Consider the following 14,978-nt stretch of genomic DNA (forward strand, 5'->3'; position numbering starts at 1 on the left):
ACACCAGCCATCAAACGACCACCAACACAGTTGTTGATGGCCACGATCACCATGGCTCGGACGAATTCGTGTCGCCAAATGTCAACGCCACCTTCGTCGAAATATTTCTGCCGCCCAGACTCCTAGGCAGGCGCTCAAAGATCCTTATCTGTTTGACTTTCTGGATGTTGGCAAAGAGGCGGACGAGAGGGAAATCGAATCCGCGTTGGTCAAGCACATCACACAATTTTTGTTGGAACTGGGTGCTGGTTTTGCCTTTGTGGGGCGGCAGGTTCATCTGGAAGTCGGTGGTGATGACTTTTACATCGACTTGCTTTTTTATCACCTCAAGCTGCGTTGTTATGTGGTGGTCGAACTCAAGGCGGACAAATTCAAGCCTGAGCATTTGGGGCAGCTGGGCTTTTACTTGACGGCAGTGGACATGCAGGTCAAGGCCGAGCAGGACAATCCGACCATAGGTTTATTGCTCTGCAAAAACAAAAACAAGATCGTCGCCGAATACGCGCTGCGTGATACCGCCCAGCCCATTGGTGTGGCGGAATACCAGCTACTCGAATCCCTGCCTGCTGAACTGCAAACCAGCCTGCCCAGCATTGCGCACATTGAGAGCGAGTTGGGCGGGTTGGAGCAGTGAGCCTACACCGCTAAGGTCAATAAAAAAACCCGCCAAGCGTGACGCCTGACGGGCTTTTTGCCAGATCAGTCAGTAATGACTTACTTACCCAGCTTCAAAAAGTCTTCCCCCTTGCCCAGCTCCAACAGCCCGGCCTTGGCATAAATGCCGAGTTTGGCGCGGGTGTCGGTGATGTCCAGGTTGCGCATGGTCAGCTGACCGATGCGGTCAAGCGGGCTAAAAGGTGCGTCTTCCACCTTTTCCATGCTCAGGCGCTCGGGCGCATAAGTCAGGTTAGGCGATTCGGTGTTGAGCAGCGAGTAGTCGTTGCCACGGCGCAGTTCGAGTGTGACGGTGCCGGTAATGGCGCTAGCCACCCAGCGTTGAGCGGTCTCTCTGAGCATGATGGCCTGGCTGTCGAACCAGCGGCCTTGGTACAGCAGGCGGCCAAGTTTGCGGCCGCTTTCGCGGTATTGTTCGATGGTGTCTTCGTTGTGGATGCCGGTGACCAGGCGCTCATACGCGATGAACAGCAGGGCCAGGCCGGGGGCTTCGTAGATGCCGCGGCTCTTGGCTTCGATGATGCGGTTCTCAATCTGGTCACTCATGCCCAGGCCGTGGCGGCCACCAATGCGGTTGGCTTCCAGGAACAGGCTGACCAGATCGGGGTATTCCACACCGTTCAGCGCGACCGGACGGCCTTCTTCAAAGGTCACGCTCACCTCTTCGGCCTTGACCACACAGTCGTCTTTCCAGAACGGTACACCCATGATCGGGTTGACGATGCGGATGCCGCTGTTGAGGTTTTCCAGGTCCTTGGCTTCGTGGGTGGCGCCGAGCATGTTGGAGTCAGTGCTGTAGGCCTTTTCGGCGCTCATCTTGTAACCAAAACCGTGCGCGGTCATGAAGGCGCTCATTTCAGCGCGGCCACCGAGTTCGTCGATGAAGGCCTGGTCCAGCCAGGGTTTGTAGATCTTGAGTGCCGGGTTGGTCAGCAGGCCGTAGCGGTAGAAGCGCTCGATGTCGTTGCCCTTGAAGGTGCTGCCGTCGCCCCAGATGTTGACGTCGTCCTCTTTCATCGCCGCCACCAGCATGGTGCCGGTCACCGCGCGGCCCAGCGGCGTGGTGTTGAAGTAGGTCACGCCTGCGGTGCTGATGTGGAAGGCGCCACTTTGCAGGGCGGCCAAGCCTTCGGCAGCGAGCTGCTGGCGGCAGTCGATCAGGCGGGCTTTTTCAGCGCCGTAGGTCATCGCCTTGCGCGGAATTTCGTCGTAGTCCGACTCGTCGGGCTGGCCCAGGTTGGCGGTGTAGGCGTAGGGCAGGGCGCCCTTGAGCTTCATCCAGTGCAAGGCGGCGCTGGTGTCGAGCCCGCCTGAGAAAGCGATGCCAACCTTTTGGCCGACGGGGATGTTCTGCAGAATGGTGTTAGACATGATTTTGGCCTCTAGCCCTTGTGGAATATGGGTGGGTAGCTATGAAAACTGAATTTAACAAGACATCTCGGGGCGACGAAAAAGTGGTCTGGCTAGGCGCGCCGCCGCAGACAGTACGCTCCTGTACGGCAAGGCGGCGCAACGACGCCAGGGCGCTTTTTCGTCGATCATCCAGAAGTCAGTTGTAGGCGCAGATGTAGTGGTACGCGTCAAACCCTTCGGTGACACGGATCTGGAATTTGGCATTGCCAGGCACGCTGAACTTCTCGCCTTCGGACGACTTGACCCACACGTCGGTGCCGTCGAGTTTGTACTCACAGCTGCCAGCCACACATTCCATGATCTCGGGCGCGCCAGTGTTGAAGGTGAGGGTGGCCGGCAGGATCACGCCGATCGACTTTTTACTGCCGTCGGCCTCGGTGAAACCGTGGCTGACACATTTGCCGTCAAAGTACACATTGGCTTTGGTGGTGACATTCACGTTGTCGATATGGGTGGTGGTCATGGTGCTGCTGTTTTCCGGGCGGTGAAAGCTGGGGATTTTAGGGGAGCTTGCAGCGCGGCTTTTGCCCTGCGCAGCGGTGTCACAGACTCACAGCCGATCAGCAAACGCCTCCGCAGTAAACCCGACACTGACCGCGCCATCGGCCCACACCACCACCGGTCGCTTGATTGCACTCGGATTCGCCAGCATCAGCGCCGTGGCGGAGGCATCGTCCACCACCGCCAGCCGGGTGGCTTCGTCGAGCTTGCGCCAGGTCGTGCCTTTGCGGTTGACCAGGGTTTCCCATCCAATGGCTGCGAGCCAGCCCGGCAACAGGTCTGCAGGCACACCTTGCTTCTTGAAGTCGCGGAACTGGTAGTCCACACCCTGGTCGGTGAGCCAGGTGCGGGCTTTTTTGACGGTGTCGCAGTTGGGGATGCCGTACACGGTGACGGTCGAGGAGGAGGGCGCGGTGTTTTTCATGCCCGCCATGATGCCATTGACCGGGCCCGGCTGCAGGCCTGCCGGGCTGCGCGACAATTGGCGCCGCTATGACACATTCCTTTGACACCCTCAACGACTGGCTTGCGTACTGCGAGCAACTCCACCCGACCGCCATCGACATGACGCTGGAGCGTGTGCGCACGGTGGCCGAGCGCATGGCCATCCGCCTGAACTGCCCGGTGATCACCGTGGCTGGCACCAACGGCAAGGGCTCGACCTGTGCCATGCTGGAGGCCATTTTGCGGCAGGCCGGTTACCGCACCGGCGTCTACACCTCACCCCACCTGGTGCATTTTGAAGAGCGCCTGCGGCTCAATGGCGAGCCCGTCAAAGCTGCAGAATTGGTAGCGGCTTTTGCTGATGTGGAAAGGGCCAGGTGCAAAAAAGGCGATGAAGTGTCGCTGACCTACTTCGAGTTTTCGACCCTGGCCATCTTGGACGTGATACGGCATCATCCACTTGATGTGGTGATTCTGGAAGTGGGTCTGGGCGGTCGCCTGGATGCGGTCAACATCATCGAGCCCGACTGCGCCATCATCACAAGCGTCGACCTGGACCACATGGCCTTGCTGGGGGATGACCGCGAGGCCATTGGTTACGAGAAGGCCGGCATCATGCGCACCGGTAAACCGGTGATCGTGAGCGACCCGGTGCCCCCGCAGAGTGTGTTGGACCGAGCGTTGGAGGTCGAGGCCGACCTGTGGCGTGTTGGGGTGGACTTCAATGTGTCCGGCGACAAACAGCAGTGGGGCTGGGCCGGGCGTGGGCGGCGTTTTGCCGGGCTGGCCTACCCGGCGCTGCGTGGTGCCAACCAGCTGCTCAACGCCGCTGGTGTGTTGTCGGCCCTGACCGCGTTGCGGGAGCGTTTGCCGGTGAGTGCACAGTCAGTACGCGCCGGTTTGCTGATGGCCGATTTGCCCGGGCGTTTTCAGATTGTGCCGGGCCAGCCGACCCTGGTGTTGGACGTGGCGCACAACCCGCATGCGGTGGCGGCGCTCACTGCCAACCTGGACGCCATGGGGTATTTCCCGACCACCCATGCGGTCTTTGGCGCGATGGCCGACAAGGACCTGGCCACCATGTTGGCCCGCATTGGCCCGGTCATCGACAAGTGGTATTTCTCCGACTTACCGACCGAACGTGCGCTGTCGGCGGCTGAGCTGCTGCAGCGCTGGCAAGCCCAGAACACCCGCAAAGACGCCAGTGCCAGCGTGCACCCCGACCCCGAGGCGGCCCTGCAGGCGGCCCTGGCTGGCGCCGACCCCGCTGATAGAATTGTTGTCTTCGGGTCGTTTTACACCGTGGGCGGCGTCTTGAAAGACGGCGTGCCCCGACTGGCCGCCAGGCATCTGCCCACCTCCTGAACCACCTCCACACACCAGCATGGCTTTTTTCAAGTTTCGCAAGGGCGCCGATGACTTTCCAAGAGCATCCGGGCAGCCGCCCAGCATCGAAGCCATCCGCCAGCGCGCCAAATACCGGCTGGCCGGTGCCACGGTGCTGGTGCTGGTGGCTGTGATCGGCCTGCCACTGCTGTTTGACAAGCAGCCGCGCCCGATTGCGGTGGACACCCCGATTGTGATTCCCGACAAAAACAAGGTGCTGCCGCTGGTGATCCCGGCCAGCCCGGCCAAACCCGCCCAGGCCAGTGCGGACACCGTTGCGCCAACCAGCCCGGTGGCGGCTGAACCGGCTGCACAAGCCGCTGCGGCCACCGCACCCAAACCGGCTGCGGACAAACTTGCAGAATCAAAACAGCCTCCAGCCCAGGTAGATAAAGGGCAGGTAGCTACAAATACCGTAGTCAAAGAGGCGCCTACCAGCCCCAAACCGGCGGCCACCCCGGCCGAGGCCAACCGGGCGCTGGCGCTGTTGGAAGGCAAGCCTGAGCCCAAGCCCGCCGATAAATCGGCGGAAACCGCTGCCAAGGCACCCAAAGCCGCCAGTTCGGCAGCTGCACCCGCCAAAACCGCCAGCGCCACCGCCGAGCGCTACGTGGTGCAGGTGGGCGCTTTTTCTGACAACGCCCGCGCACATGAGGTGCGGGTCAAACTCGAGCGCGCCGGCGTGAAAACCTATGCCCAGACCGCCGACACCAAGGAAGGGCGGCGCATCCGGGTGCGTGCCGGCCCCTTCACCAGCAAGGCCGAGGCCGACAAGGTGGCTGAAAAAATCAAGAAACTCAATTTGCCCGCTGCCTTGTTGACGCTGTAGTTGTTGGTGACCATGCCTGCGTTGGACTGGATTTTTGCTGCGGTGTTGCTGTTCTCGATGGTGCTCGGGGCTTGGCGCGGCCTGGTGTACGAGGTGCTGTCGCTGGTGAACTGGGTGCTGGCTTTTGTGCTGGCACAGTGGCTGGCGCTGGATGCCGCGCAGCAGCTGCCGATGAGCGGCGCCAGTGCACCGATGCGTTACGCGGCAGGCTTCTTGCTGGTGTTTGTGCTGGTGATCCTGTTGGGTGGTCTGGTGGTGGTGCTGATCAAGAAACTGACCGCTGCCGTGGGCCTGAACCCGCTGGACCGGGCGCTGGGGGCGTTGTTTGGTGTGTTGCGCGGGGTCTTGCTGCTGCTGTTGGCCACGGTGGTGGTGCACATGACACCCGTGAAAGACAGTAGCGCCTGGCGTGAATCGGTGGGGGCCGCGATGGCTGAGGCTTTGATCACCCAGCTGAAACCTGTTTTGCCGCATGAACTCAATCGGTTCTTGCCAGTCTGACTCTTTATGAAATAACCGGGAAATCTAAATGTGTGGAATCGTAGGTGTTGTCAGCCAGTCGCCGGTTAACCAGCTGATTTATGACGCGTTGCTGCTGTTGCAGCACCGTGGCCAGGATGCAGCGGGTATCGTCACCCAGCTCAACCGCAAGTTTTTCATGCACAAGGCCAAGGGCATGGTGCGCGACGTGTTTCGCACCCGCAACATGCGCTCTTTGCCGGGCAACTGCGGCCTGGGCCAGGTGCGTTATCCCACTGCAGGCAATGCCTTCAGCGAAGAAGAGGCCCAGCCCTTTTATGTGAACGCGCCATTTGGCATTGTGTTGGTGCACAACGGCAATCTGACCAACGCCCATGCCCTCAAGGCGGAGTTGTTCAACGCCGACCACCGCCACATCAACACAGAGAGCGACTCCGAGGTGCTGCTCAATGTGCTGGCGCACGAGATCGAGGCCACAACCCGTGGCCTGCCTCTGACCCCCAGCGACGTGTTCGAGGCGGTGCGCCGGGTGCACCGCCGTATTCGGGGCTCGTACGCGGTGATCGCCATGATTGCCGGCCATGGTGTGCTGGCGTTCCGTGACCCGCACGGCATCCGCCCGCTGTGCGTGGGCCGCACCGATGACACCTGGATGTTGGCCAGCGAATCGGTGGCGTTGGAGGGCACCTCGCACAAGTTTGAGCGCAATGTGGCGCCCGGTGAGGCGGTGTTCATCGACCTGCAAGGCCAGATGCACACCAAGCAGTGCGCTGACGCGCCGGTGCTCAACCCCTGCATCTTCGAGTTTGTTTACCTGGCGCGGCCGGATTCGGTGCTGGACGGCATCTCGGTCTACCAGGCACGACTGAACCTGGGCGAAACTCTGGCCAAACGGGTGATCTCCACCGTGCCGCCCAATGAGATTGACGTGGTCATCCCGATCCCCGAGTCCAGCCGCCCGAGTGCGGCGCAGCTGGCACAGCTGCTGGGCCTGCCGTACCGCGAAGGTTTTGTGAAAAACCGTTATGTGGGCCGCACCTTCATCATGCCGGGCCAGTCGGTACGCAAGAAGTCGGTGCGCCAGAAGCTCAATGTGATCGCCAGCGAGTTCAAGGGTCGCAATGTGCTGCTGGTGGACGACTCCATTGTGCGTGGCACCACCTCCAAGGAGATTGTGCAAATGGCGCGTGATGCCGGTGCCCGCAAGGTTTACATGGCCAGCGCCGCGCCGCCGGTCCGTTACCCCAATGTGTATGGCATCGACATGCCGACACCGCAGGAGCTGGTGGCGCACAACCGCACGGTCGAAGAAATCCGCGAACTCATTGGTTGTGATGCCCTGATTTACCAGGACGTGGAAGCCATGAAAAAGGCCATCGGTTCACTCAACCCAGCCATCCATGGTTTTGATGCTTCGTGTTTTGACGGTGTGTACGTCACCGGCGACATCACGGTGGAGGACATCGTTCGCCTGAATGCCAGCCGGGTCGGCACCGACGACAACCAGGACGACAACTCGCGCCTGGCCCTACCCAATTCTGAGGACTGAGCATGACAACCCCTCTTTTTGAACCCCTGCACCGCGACACGCTGGCGGTGCGCACCGCCGTGGCGCGCAGCCAGTATGGCGAAAATTCCGAGGCGCTGTTTCTCACCAGTGGTTATGTGCAGCCCGGTGCCGAGGCCGCCGCACGCCGTTTTTCGGGGGAAGAAGACGGCTACACCTATGGCCGTTACGGCAACCCGACGGTGAGCAGTTTTGAGCAGCGCCTGGCCGCACTCGAAGGTGCGCAGGCCTGTATTTCCACCGCATCGGGCATGTCGGCCATTTTGATGATGTGTCTGGGGCTGCTGCAGGCGGGCGACCATGTGATCTGCTCCCACTCGATGTTTGGCTCCACCATCAAACTCATTGGCTCGGACCTGGCCAAGTTTGGGGTGAGCTCGACCTTTGTACCGCAGACCGATGCAGCCGCCTGGAAAGCGGCCATCCAGCCCAACACCAAGCTGCTGTTTGCCGAAACCCCCACCAACCCGCTGACCGACGTCTGTGACATCCGGGCGCTGGCCGACATCGCCCATGAGGCGGGCGCGCTGCTGGCGGTGGACAACTGTTTTGCCACACCGGCGCTGCAGCGGCCGATGACCCTGGGCGCCGACATCGTGGTGCATTCGGGCACCAAGTACCTGGACGGCCAGGGACGGGTCATGGCCGGGGCTTTGTGCGCCAGTGAAGAGCTGGTGAGCGAGAGCTTTCTGCCGATCCTCAAGAGTGGTGGCATGACGCTGGCGCCGTTCAACGCCTGGGTGGTGCTCAAGGGGCTGGAGACGCTATCGATCCGTATGCAAGCCCAGTCCGAACGTGCCCTGGCTCTGGCGCAGTGGCTGCAGGCCCATCCAGCGGTGGCCAAGGTGTATTACCCTGGCCTGGCCAGCCACCCGCAGCATGAATTGGCGATGGCGCAGCAGTCTAACTGTGGTGGTGCCGTGTTGTCGTTTGAGGTCAAAGCGACTGACGACGACCAAGCGCGCCAGCGTGCCTTCCATGTGTTGGATTCACTCGCGACGCTGTCGCTGTGCACCAACCTGGGTGATACCAAAACCCTGCTCGCGCACCCCGCCAGCACCTCACATGGCCGCTTGACCCCGGCGCAGCGGCAACTCGCGGGTGTCAGCCAAGGCATGATCCGCGTGGCCGTGGGTCTGGAAAACATCAACGACATTCAGGCTGACCTTGACCGTGGCCTCACTTCTTTCTGATATGAACACACCTACTATGCGTACCCGCACCCGTTTTGCACCGTCTCCCACTGGTTTTATTCACCTGGGCAACATCCGCTCGGCCTTGTACCCCTGGGCCTTTGCCCGCTCCACCGGTGGTGATTTTGTGCTGCGCATCGAAGACACCGACCTGGAGCGCTCGAGCCAGGCTGCTGTGGATGTGATCATTGAAGGCATGACCTGGTTGGGTCTGGACCACGACGAAGGCCCGTTCTACCAGATGCAGCGCATGGACCGCTACAAGGAAGTGCTGGCGGAACTGGTCGCTGCTGGCCATGTGTATCCCTGCTACATGAGCATGGCGGAACTCGACGCGTTGCGTGAGCGCCAGACCGCCGCCAAGGAAAAGCCGCGTTACGACGGCACCTGGCGCCCGGCCGAGGGCAAGGTCTTGCCACCCGTTCCCGAAGGTGTGGCGCCGGTGCTGCGTTTCAAAAATCCGCAGAGTGGCTCAGTCGTGTGGGAGGACAAGGTCAAAGGCCGCATCGAGATCAGCAACGACGAGCTCGATGACCTGGTGATCGCCCGCCCGGACGGCACGCCCACCTACAACTTCTGTGTGGTGGTGGACGACATGGACATGGCCATCACCCATGTGATCCGGGGTGACGACCACGTTAACAACACACCGCGCCAGATCAACATCTTCAAGGCCTTGGGCAAAGAGCACCCGGTGTATGCCCATCTGCCGACCGTGCTCAATGAGCAGGGTGAAAAGATGAGTAAACGCAACGGTGCCAAACCGGTCACCCAGTACCGTGACGAAGGTTATTTGCCCGACGCCATGGTGAACTACTTGGCGCGCCTGGGCTGGAGTCATGGCAACGACGAAATTTTCAGCCGTGAGCAGTTCCTGCAGTGGTTCAACCTGGACCACCTGGGCAAGAGTGCAGCGCAGTTTGATGAGGCCAAGTTGCGCTGGGTGAACGCACAACACATCAAGGCCACGGCAGACGAGGTGTTGGCCCCGCTGGTGCAAGCCCAGTTGCAAAAACGTGGCATCACCGCCGATGAGCGCCTGGTCGGCATTTGTGCCTTGTTCAAGGACCGCTGTGACACCACGGTGGCTCTGGCCGACTGGGCGGCGGTGTTTTATGCCGATGTCACACCGACCGAGGCCGAGCGTACACAGCATGTCACCGAGGCCGTCAAACCGGCCCTGGCCTTGTTGTCCGAGAAGCTGTCCAGCTGCGCCTGGGACAAGGCGGGGATTGCTGCCGCCATCAAGGAAGTGCTGACGGCTTGCAGCCTGAAGATGCCGCATTTGGCGATGCCAGTGCGTGTTTTGGTGGCGGGCACAGCCCATACACCGTCGGTCGATGCGATGCTTTCTTTGTTCGATCGACAAAAAGTTTTGCAACGCTTGCAACAAGCGTAAATTACGCGCTATAATTTGAGGCTTGGAAGTTACGAGCAATTTGAAAAAGTTGCAAAGTGGTTTTTGGGGGTATAGCTCAGCTGGGAGAGCGCTTGCATGGCATGCAAGAGGTCAGCGGTTCGATCCCGCTTACCTCCACCAAAGTTCCAAAGTGTTGACTGGTTAGTCCAAAGGTTTTGACCCCATCGTCTAGAGGCCTAGGACATCACCCTTTCACGGTGAGTACCGGGGTTCGAATCCCCGTGGGGTCGCCAAGTTATCTTCGGATAACACGGCGCAAGTCGGTAACGGTTTGCTGTCAAAAGCAAATGACTTGGCTCGAAAGAGTAAACGTTAGCTACCAGGAGTGGTAGTTCAGTTGGTTAGAATACCGGCCTGTCACGCCGGGGGTCGCGGGTTCGAGTCCCGTCCGCTCCGCCAGTATCAAAGGGTTTGCCGCTACGAAAGTAGTAGCAAACCCTTTTTTCTTGTCTCGACACTGACTGCAGCAAAAGCATGTTCCACCTGCCGATTCCCAAGAGCCTTTGTTTGACACCTGGTGTGTGTGTTCTGGCTTTGGCTGTGCTGGGGGGCTGCTCGACGGTTTCCAACACATCCTCGCAGCTGGCCGATGGCAAAACGCCAGACCCAGCGCCAAATCTGACCCGTCCGGCGCAGGCATTGCCCGCTTTTGATACCTGGCAGCACTACCTGTTGCCTGGCAAACAAGCGACCGAGTTTTCATTCCAGCGGGTAGACGGCAGACCGGCGGTGGCGGCACAAGCCAAGTCCTCAGCCAGCATGTTGCGCCACCGAATGCGTGTTGAGCCGGCTGAGCTGGGGCGCATCCGGTTTTCATGGAACGTTCCTCAACTGATCGACGCTGCCGACATGGCTTTGCCCGAAGCCGATGACTCACCGGTGCGGATCATCTTGGCCTTTGACGGTGATCGGTCGCGGTTTTCCATGAAAAACGCGATGATGTCGGAGCTTTCACACGCCATCACCGGTGAACCTTTGCCTTACGCGACCTTGATGTATGTCTGGTGCAACACCCGGCCATCGGATTCTGTGATTGTGAATCCGCGTACCGACCGCATTCGCCAGATGGTGGTGGAGTCTGGTGCGCGAGGGCTCAGCCGCTGGCACTTCTATGAGCGAAACATTCGCGCCGACTTTGAGCGCGCCTTTGGCGAACCCCCCGGTGCCCTGGTGGGGATCGGCATCATGACCGATACCGACAACACCCGCTCCAACGCACGCGTTGTGTACGGACAGCTCGATCTGACACCAGCGCGTTAAGCCGCCGACTCGGCTACCGCATTCCTTTTCTTTTTTCCCTTAGCGCGCCTCTGGCCAGGCGCCAGCTGACAGCGATCTGTTCGTGCTGGAATGAGCCGCCGGGTCCACACCATCGTGTGCCAGCGAACAGACCAGTTTGACCCATCCGCCTATAACCGTCCTTATCAAGAGTGATCCTGCGCTTGATGGACATTTAAGGAGAGAGATGATGAGAACACATTCAAGACGCTGGGTAACGGCCTTGTTCGGTGCCACTGCTTTGCTGGTGGTCGGTTGTAGCAGTTTGAAAACCCCGGCGACCGCTGATGTGGCTGTTTCCAAAGCCGCCGTGGACAACGCGGCAGGCGCCGGTGGTGTGCAATACGCACCGGTCGAAATGACTGCTGCGCGCGACAAGATGGTGCTGGCCAACCAAGCCATGGCCGCCAAAGACTACAAGCTGGCACGTGAATTGGCCGCCCAGGCTGAGGTAGACGCCAAACTGGCCCAAAGCAAGGCCAATTCAGCCAAAGCCCAGGCCGCCTCGGATGCTCTGCAAGAGGACATTCGTGTGTTGCGCGCCGAGCTTGAGCGCAATCTCTGAGCCACGCTCACACTCCCTCACACCCATTGGAATCCACTATGAAAAACACCTATCTGACCCCCGTTGTTCTGGCCGTGGCTGCGCTGCTGGCAGCCTGTGGCTCGACCCCGCAATCCACCTCCTTGCTGGAGCAAACTCGCTTGGAATACCGCTCAGCTCAGGCCAGCCCGAACGTGGCCACCTATGCGCCCCAAGAGATGAAACTCGCCAGCGACGCCATGGACAAAACCGAAACTGTGGCCGCTGAGCGTGGCAGCAAAGATGAGGTGGACCAACTGGCCTATTTGGCCCGGCAAAAGATTGCCTTGACACAAGAGGTGACCAAACGCCGTATGGCCGAGGCAGATGTCGCCAATGCTGGTAAGCAGCGTAGCCAACTGATGCTGGACCAGCGCACCAACGAAGCCAATGCCGCCCAGATCCGCGCCAACACCGCCAATCAAGCGGCTTTGATGGCGCAAAACGACGCTGCCCGCGCCAAGCTGCAGACTCAGCAAGCCCAGGATGATGCTGCCAACGCCCAGTTGCGTAACGCCCAGCTGGAAACCCAGTTGGCCGATCTGGCGGCCAAAAAGACCGAGCGCGGCATGGTCATCACCATGGGGGATGTGCTGTTTGCGACCGACCAGTCGCGTCTGACCGCCACCGGCATGGCCACCGCACAAAAGCTCGCCACCCTGCTGCAAAACAACCCACAGCGCAATGTGCTGGTGGAAGGGTTTGCCGACAGCACGGGTGCGGCTGACTACAACCAGGCCCTGTCAGAGCGCCGTGCAGGTGCGGTACAGGCCGCCTTGCAACAGATGGGTATTGCCTCGGACCGTGTTGCCATGCGGGGTTATGGCGAGTCTTTCCCGGTGGTGGCCAATGACACCGCCACCAACCGCCAGCTCAACCGCCGGGTGGAAATTGTGTTGTCTGACGAAAGTGGCCGGGTCACGGCGCGTTAAGGCGCAGTTGCTCCAAATCGCAGCCCTTGCTGCGGTCGGGGTGGTCTGGGGTGGCCCAGACGGTTATGCATAAAATGGCTTCTAGCCCTTATTGAATAAGGGCAGGTAGCTATGAATAGTGATGCTTGTGTAGGTGCTCTGTTGCCGGGTCAAGCCCCTGCAGCAGAGCTTGCAATCCATAGCGCGGTCTTGAGACCGCTTGATTAGCTGCCGATCAAGCCGGTAGCAGTCCCGCCAGGTGGGATTGCACCGCCTGCGTGCCCATCGCCGCCAAAGCAAAGGCCTCGGGCTGGCGCAGCCACTGGTGCATGAGTCCATCGACCAGAACAAACAGCCCGAGCGCAGCCGCCGCAGGATCGGTACCCTGACGCAGCGCACCGCTGGCGGCGGTTTGTGCCAACGCCATGCGCAAGCACTGCAAACCTGCACTGCGGTCCGCATCCAAACGGGCGCTCAAGCGCACACCCAGACGCGTGGCACTGTCAGGCTCGTTCATCTGTCCCAGAATTCGCAGCATCTGCTGGGCTGGCACCGAGCCCTCCAACCACGTCAAGGGTGTGGTGGCCATGCGCACCAGGGCCTGCCGCATGGGTGCCACCGGTGTGCTGCCAAGCAGCGACCTGGGCAGGGGCTGCAACACCTGCCAGGGCAGTCGGGTGGTGTCCAGCAGCGCCTCCAGCACATCGAGCTGGTTGCGAAAGTGCCAGTAGACCGCGCCCCGGGTCACGCCCGCCCGCTCGGCCACATCCTGTATCGCCGTGTGCTGAAAACCGTGCTCCAGAAACACCTGGACGGCTGCGTCCAGAATGCTCTGGCGGGTGGCCAGGGCCTGCTGCCGTGTTCTGCGCATGATGGCTGGCCTTCAGGTTTCAGGACGTTGTGCCAGACCAGCCGCCGCCCAGCGCTTTGTACAGCGTCACGCCATTGGTCAGGCGGGTCAGGCGGGTGCCGATGAGGGTCTGGCGTGCGCTGTACCAGGAGCGCTGGGCGTCCAGCACGTCCAGGTAGCTGTCCACACCGCGGTCAAAACGGGCCTGCGACATCTGCAGTACCTCACCACTGGCCTGCACCAGCGCGGTCTGTGCCAGCCATTGGTCACCGACAGCGCTGCGCTGGGCCAGGGCATCGGCCACTTCGCGAAAGGCGGTTTGGATCGCTTTTTCGTACTGCGCCACTGCGATGTCGCGCCCGGCGACCGCGCTGTCGAGGTTGGCCTGGTTGCTCCCACCATCAAAAATGGGCAAGCTGATTTGCGGGATGAAGCTCCAGCTGCCCGATCCCGCCTTGAACAGGCTGGACAGATCTGCGCTGCTGCTGCCCGCCGTGGCCGTGAGGCTGATGCGTGGGTAGAACGCGGCCCGCGCCGCACCAATGTTGGCGGTGTAGGCCTTGAGCTGGTGTTCGGACTGCAGCAGGTCAGGCCGGCGCAGCAGCAGGTCAGATGGCACGCCCGCAGGCAGCTCGGGCAAGGTGTTGAGCGTGTCACCCAAGGCCTCGGGTGCCAGTGCCTCGGGCACCGGCGTGCCCAGTAGCAGCGCCAGCGCGTTGCGGTCTTGTGCCACCTGGCCGGTGTAGCGGGCCACATCGACGCGCGCACTCTCCACACTGGTTTGTAACTGGCGCAGCGTCAGGGCCGATGCCACACCCAGATCAAACCGCGTTTGTGTCAGCTGGTAGGACTCGGTCTGGCTGCGCAGGGTCTCAGCCGCCAGGGTCAGGCGCTCCAGGTCAGCCGCCCAGGTGAGGTAGGCCGTGGTGACCTCGGCCACCAGACTGATTTGTGTGGTCCGGCGCGCCTGCTCGGTCGCCAGGTATTGCTCCAGGGCCTGGCTGCTGAGGTTGTGCACGCGGCCAAACAGGTCCAGCTCATAGGCACTTACACCCAGGTTGGCAATGTACTGGTGGCTGGTCACGGTGGCGCCGGTACCCGACAGGCTGGCCGGTGTGCGCGCTGCCGTGCCACTGCCCGATGCGTTGACCGTGGGCAGGGTCTGCGCGTCTTGCACGCGGTATTGCGCACGGGCCTGCTCGATGTTGAGGATGGCCACGCGTAGATCACGGTTGTTGGCCAGGGCCAACTCGATCAGGCTGCGCAATTTGGCGTCGGCAAAAAAGGTGCGCCAGTCGATGTCGGTCACAGTCGGGCTGTTAGGCGCGGTGCCGGGGTAGGCTGCGGGCACCGGGGCGGCAGGCCGCTCATAGGTCGGCGCCAGGTTGGCACAACCTGCCAGCACAAGTGCGGCAGCCACCAGGGACAAGGTCAGGGAACGAGGCATT

General features: G+C 61.1%; 14 protein-coding genes, 3 tRNA genes and 1 pseudogene. 13 read left to right on the forward strand and 5 right to left on the reverse strand.

The window, feature by feature from the left end; all coding sequences use genetic code 11:
* Window positions 1-124: 124 nt before the first annotated feature.
* A pseudogene (locus tag FDG13_RS10870) lies at window positions 125-634 on the forward strand (PDDEXK nuclease domain-containing protein); the annotation flags it as partial.
* Between the two features lie 80 nt (window positions 635-714).
* Here the strand turns inward: FDG13_RS10870 and argG are convergent.
* The 3 genes from argG to FDG13_RS10885 form a co-directional block, all read right to left on the reverse strand.
* Entirely contained in the window at window positions 715-2,046 is a 1,332-nt protein-coding gene (gene argG / locus FDG13_RS10875; protein ID WP_180127571.1) for an argininosuccinate synthase, read from the reverse strand.
* Between the two features lie 178 nt (window positions 2,047-2,224).
* Window positions 2,225-2,551, reverse strand: a complete 327-nt coding sequence (locus FDG13_RS10880) for a pyrimidine/purine nucleoside phosphorylase (RefSeq protein ID WP_180127573.1) — start codon at window positions 2,549-2,551, stop codon at window positions 2,225-2,227.
* A gap of 87 nt (window positions 2,552-2,638) precedes the next feature.
* Window positions 2,639-3,022, reverse strand: a complete 384-nt coding sequence (locus FDG13_RS10885) for an ArsC family reductase (RefSeq protein WP_180128082.1) — start codon at window positions 3,020-3,022, stop codon at window positions 2,639-2,641.
* A 59-nt stretch (window positions 3,023-3,081) separates the two neighbouring features.
* Here FDG13_RS10885 and folC point away from each other — a divergent pair, with 59 nt between their 5' ends.
* From folC to FDG13_RS10945, 12 genes are all read left to right on the forward strand, one after another.
* Window positions 3,082-4,398: a bifunctional tetrahydrofolate synthase/dihydrofolate synthase gene (gene folC / locus FDG13_RS10890; protein ID WP_180127575.1), complete on the forward strand. Its 1,317-nt coding sequence runs from the start codon at window positions 3,082-3,084 to the stop codon at window positions 4,396-4,398.
* Window positions 4,399-4,417: 19 nt separating this feature from the next.
* A complete protein-coding gene (locus FDG13_RS10895; RefSeq protein WP_180127577.1) occupies window positions 4,418-5,248 on the forward strand; it encodes an SPOR domain-containing protein in 831 nt (276 codons plus the stop codon).
* A gap of 12 nt (window positions 5,249-5,260) precedes the next feature.
* Complete coding sequence (locus tag FDG13_RS10900) at window positions 5,261-5,749, forward strand: CvpA family protein (RefSeq protein ID WP_180127579.1); 489 nt, start codon at window positions 5,261-5,263, stop codon at window positions 5,747-5,749.
* Window positions 5,750-5,777: 28 nt separating this feature from the next.
* Entirely contained in the window at window positions 5,778-7,277 is a 1,500-nt protein-coding gene (purF, locus tag FDG13_RS10905) for an amidophosphoribosyltransferase (RefSeq protein ID WP_078366314.1), read from the forward strand.
* Between the two features lie 2 nt (window positions 7,278-7,279).
* The gene (locus tag FDG13_RS10910) at window positions 7,280-8,488 is read left to right on the forward strand and encodes an O-succinylhomoserine sulfhydrylase (protein ID WP_180127581.1); all 1,209 of its coding nucleotides are present in this window, start codon (window positions 7,280-7,282) and stop codon (window positions 8,486-8,488) included.
* A 1-nt stretch (window position 8,489) separates the two neighbouring features.
* Window positions 8,490-9,887: a glutamate--tRNA ligase gene (gltX, locus tag FDG13_RS10915; protein WP_255435202.1), complete on the forward strand. Its 1,398-nt coding sequence runs from the start codon at window positions 8,490-8,492 to the stop codon at window positions 9,885-9,887.
* 65 nt (window positions 9,888-9,952) lie between these two features.
* Window positions 9,953-10,028, forward strand: a tRNA-Ala gene (locus FDG13_RS10920).
* Window positions 10,029-10,065: 37 nt separating this feature from the next.
* Window positions 10,066-10,141, forward strand: a tRNA-Glu gene (locus tag FDG13_RS10925).
* 89 nt (window positions 10,142-10,230) lie between these two features.
* Window positions 10,231-10,307 (forward strand) — tRNA-Asp (locus FDG13_RS10930).
* Between the two features lie 108 nt (window positions 10,308-10,415).
* Entirely contained in the window at window positions 10,416-11,168 is a 753-nt protein-coding gene (locus FDG13_RS10935; protein ID WP_255435203.1) for a DUF3047 domain-containing protein, read from the forward strand.
* Between the two features lie 208 nt (window positions 11,169-11,376).
* A complete protein-coding gene (locus FDG13_RS10940; RefSeq protein WP_180127585.1) occupies window positions 11,377-11,751 on the forward strand; it encodes a DUF4398 domain-containing protein in 375 nt (124 codons plus the stop codon).
* Between the two features lie 38 nt (window positions 11,752-11,789).
* Complete coding sequence (locus FDG13_RS10945) at window positions 11,790-12,701, forward strand: OmpA family protein (protein WP_180127587.1); 912 nt, start codon at window positions 11,790-11,792, stop codon at window positions 12,699-12,701.
* Between the two features lie 214 nt (window positions 12,702-12,915).
* On the opposite strand, the gene FDG13_RS10950 is transcribed toward FDG13_RS10945, so the two are convergent.
* Complete coding sequence (locus tag FDG13_RS10950) at window positions 12,916-13,551, reverse strand: TetR family transcriptional regulator (protein ID WP_180127589.1); 636 nt, start codon at window positions 13,549-13,551, stop codon at window positions 12,916-12,918.
* Window positions 13,552-13,570: 19 nt separating this feature from the next.
* Window positions 13,571-14,977 carry an AdeC/AdeK/OprM family multidrug efflux complex outer membrane factor gene (adeC, locus tag FDG13_RS10955; protein ID WP_180127591.1) on the reverse strand — a complete coding sequence of 469 codons (1,407 nt, stop codon included), beginning with the start codon at window positions 14,975-14,977 and terminating at the stop codon, window positions 13,571-13,573.
* Window position 14,978 lies beyond the last annotated feature (1 nt).

Source organism: Rhodoferax sp. BLA1, assembly GCF_013416775.1.
In the GTDB taxonomy this organism is placed as follows: Bacteria; Pseudomonadota; Gammaproteobacteria; order Burkholderiales; family Burkholderiaceae_C; genus Rhodoferax.

Coding starts and splice junctions, on each gene's coding strand:
- argG (WP_180127571.1), bottom strand. CDS start 2,046: ATGTCTAACACCATTCTGCAGAACATCCCCGTCGGCCAAAAGGTTGGC.
- FDG13_RS10880 (WP_180127573.1), bottom strand. CDS start 2,551: ATGACCACCACCCATATCGACAACGTGAATGTCACCACCAAAGCCAAT.
- FDG13_RS10885 (WP_180128082.1), bottom strand. CDS start 3,022: ATGGCGGGCATGAAAAACACCGCGCCCTCCTCCTCGACCGTCACCGTG.
- folC (WP_180127575.1), top strand. CDS start 3,082: ATGACACATTCCTTTGACACCCTCAACGACTGGCTTGCGTACTGCGAG.
- FDG13_RS10895 (WP_180127577.1), top strand. CDS start 4,418: ATGGCTTTTTTCAAGTTTCGCAAGGGCGCCGATGACTTTCCAAGAGCA.
- FDG13_RS10900 (WP_180127579.1), top strand. CDS start 5,261: ATGCCTGCGTTGGACTGGATTTTTGCTGCGGTGTTGCTGTTCTCGATG.
- purF (WP_078366314.1), top strand. CDS start 5,778: ATGTGTGGAATCGTAGGTGTTGTCAGCCAGTCGCCGGTTAACCAGCTG.
- FDG13_RS10910 (WP_180127581.1), top strand. CDS start 7,280: ATGACAACCCCTCTTTTTGAACCCCTGCACCGCGACACGCTGGCGGTG.
- gltX (WP_255435202.1), top strand. CDS start 8,490: ATGAACACACCTACTATGCGTACCCGCACCCGTTTTGCACCGTCTCCC.
- FDG13_RS10940 (WP_180127585.1), top strand. CDS start 11,377: ATGAGAACACATTCAAGACGCTGGGTAACGGCCTTGTTCGGTGCCACT.
- FDG13_RS10945 (WP_180127587.1), top strand. CDS start 11,790: ATGAAAAACACCTATCTGACCCCCGTTGTTCTGGCCGTGGCTGCGCTG.
- FDG13_RS10950 (WP_180127589.1), bottom strand. CDS start 13,551: ATGCGCAGAACACGGCAGCAGGCCCTGGCCACCCGCCAGAGCATTCTG.
- adeC (WP_180127591.1), bottom strand. CDS start 14,977: ATGCCTCGTTCCCTGACCTTGTCCCTGGTGGCTGCCGCACTTGTGCTG.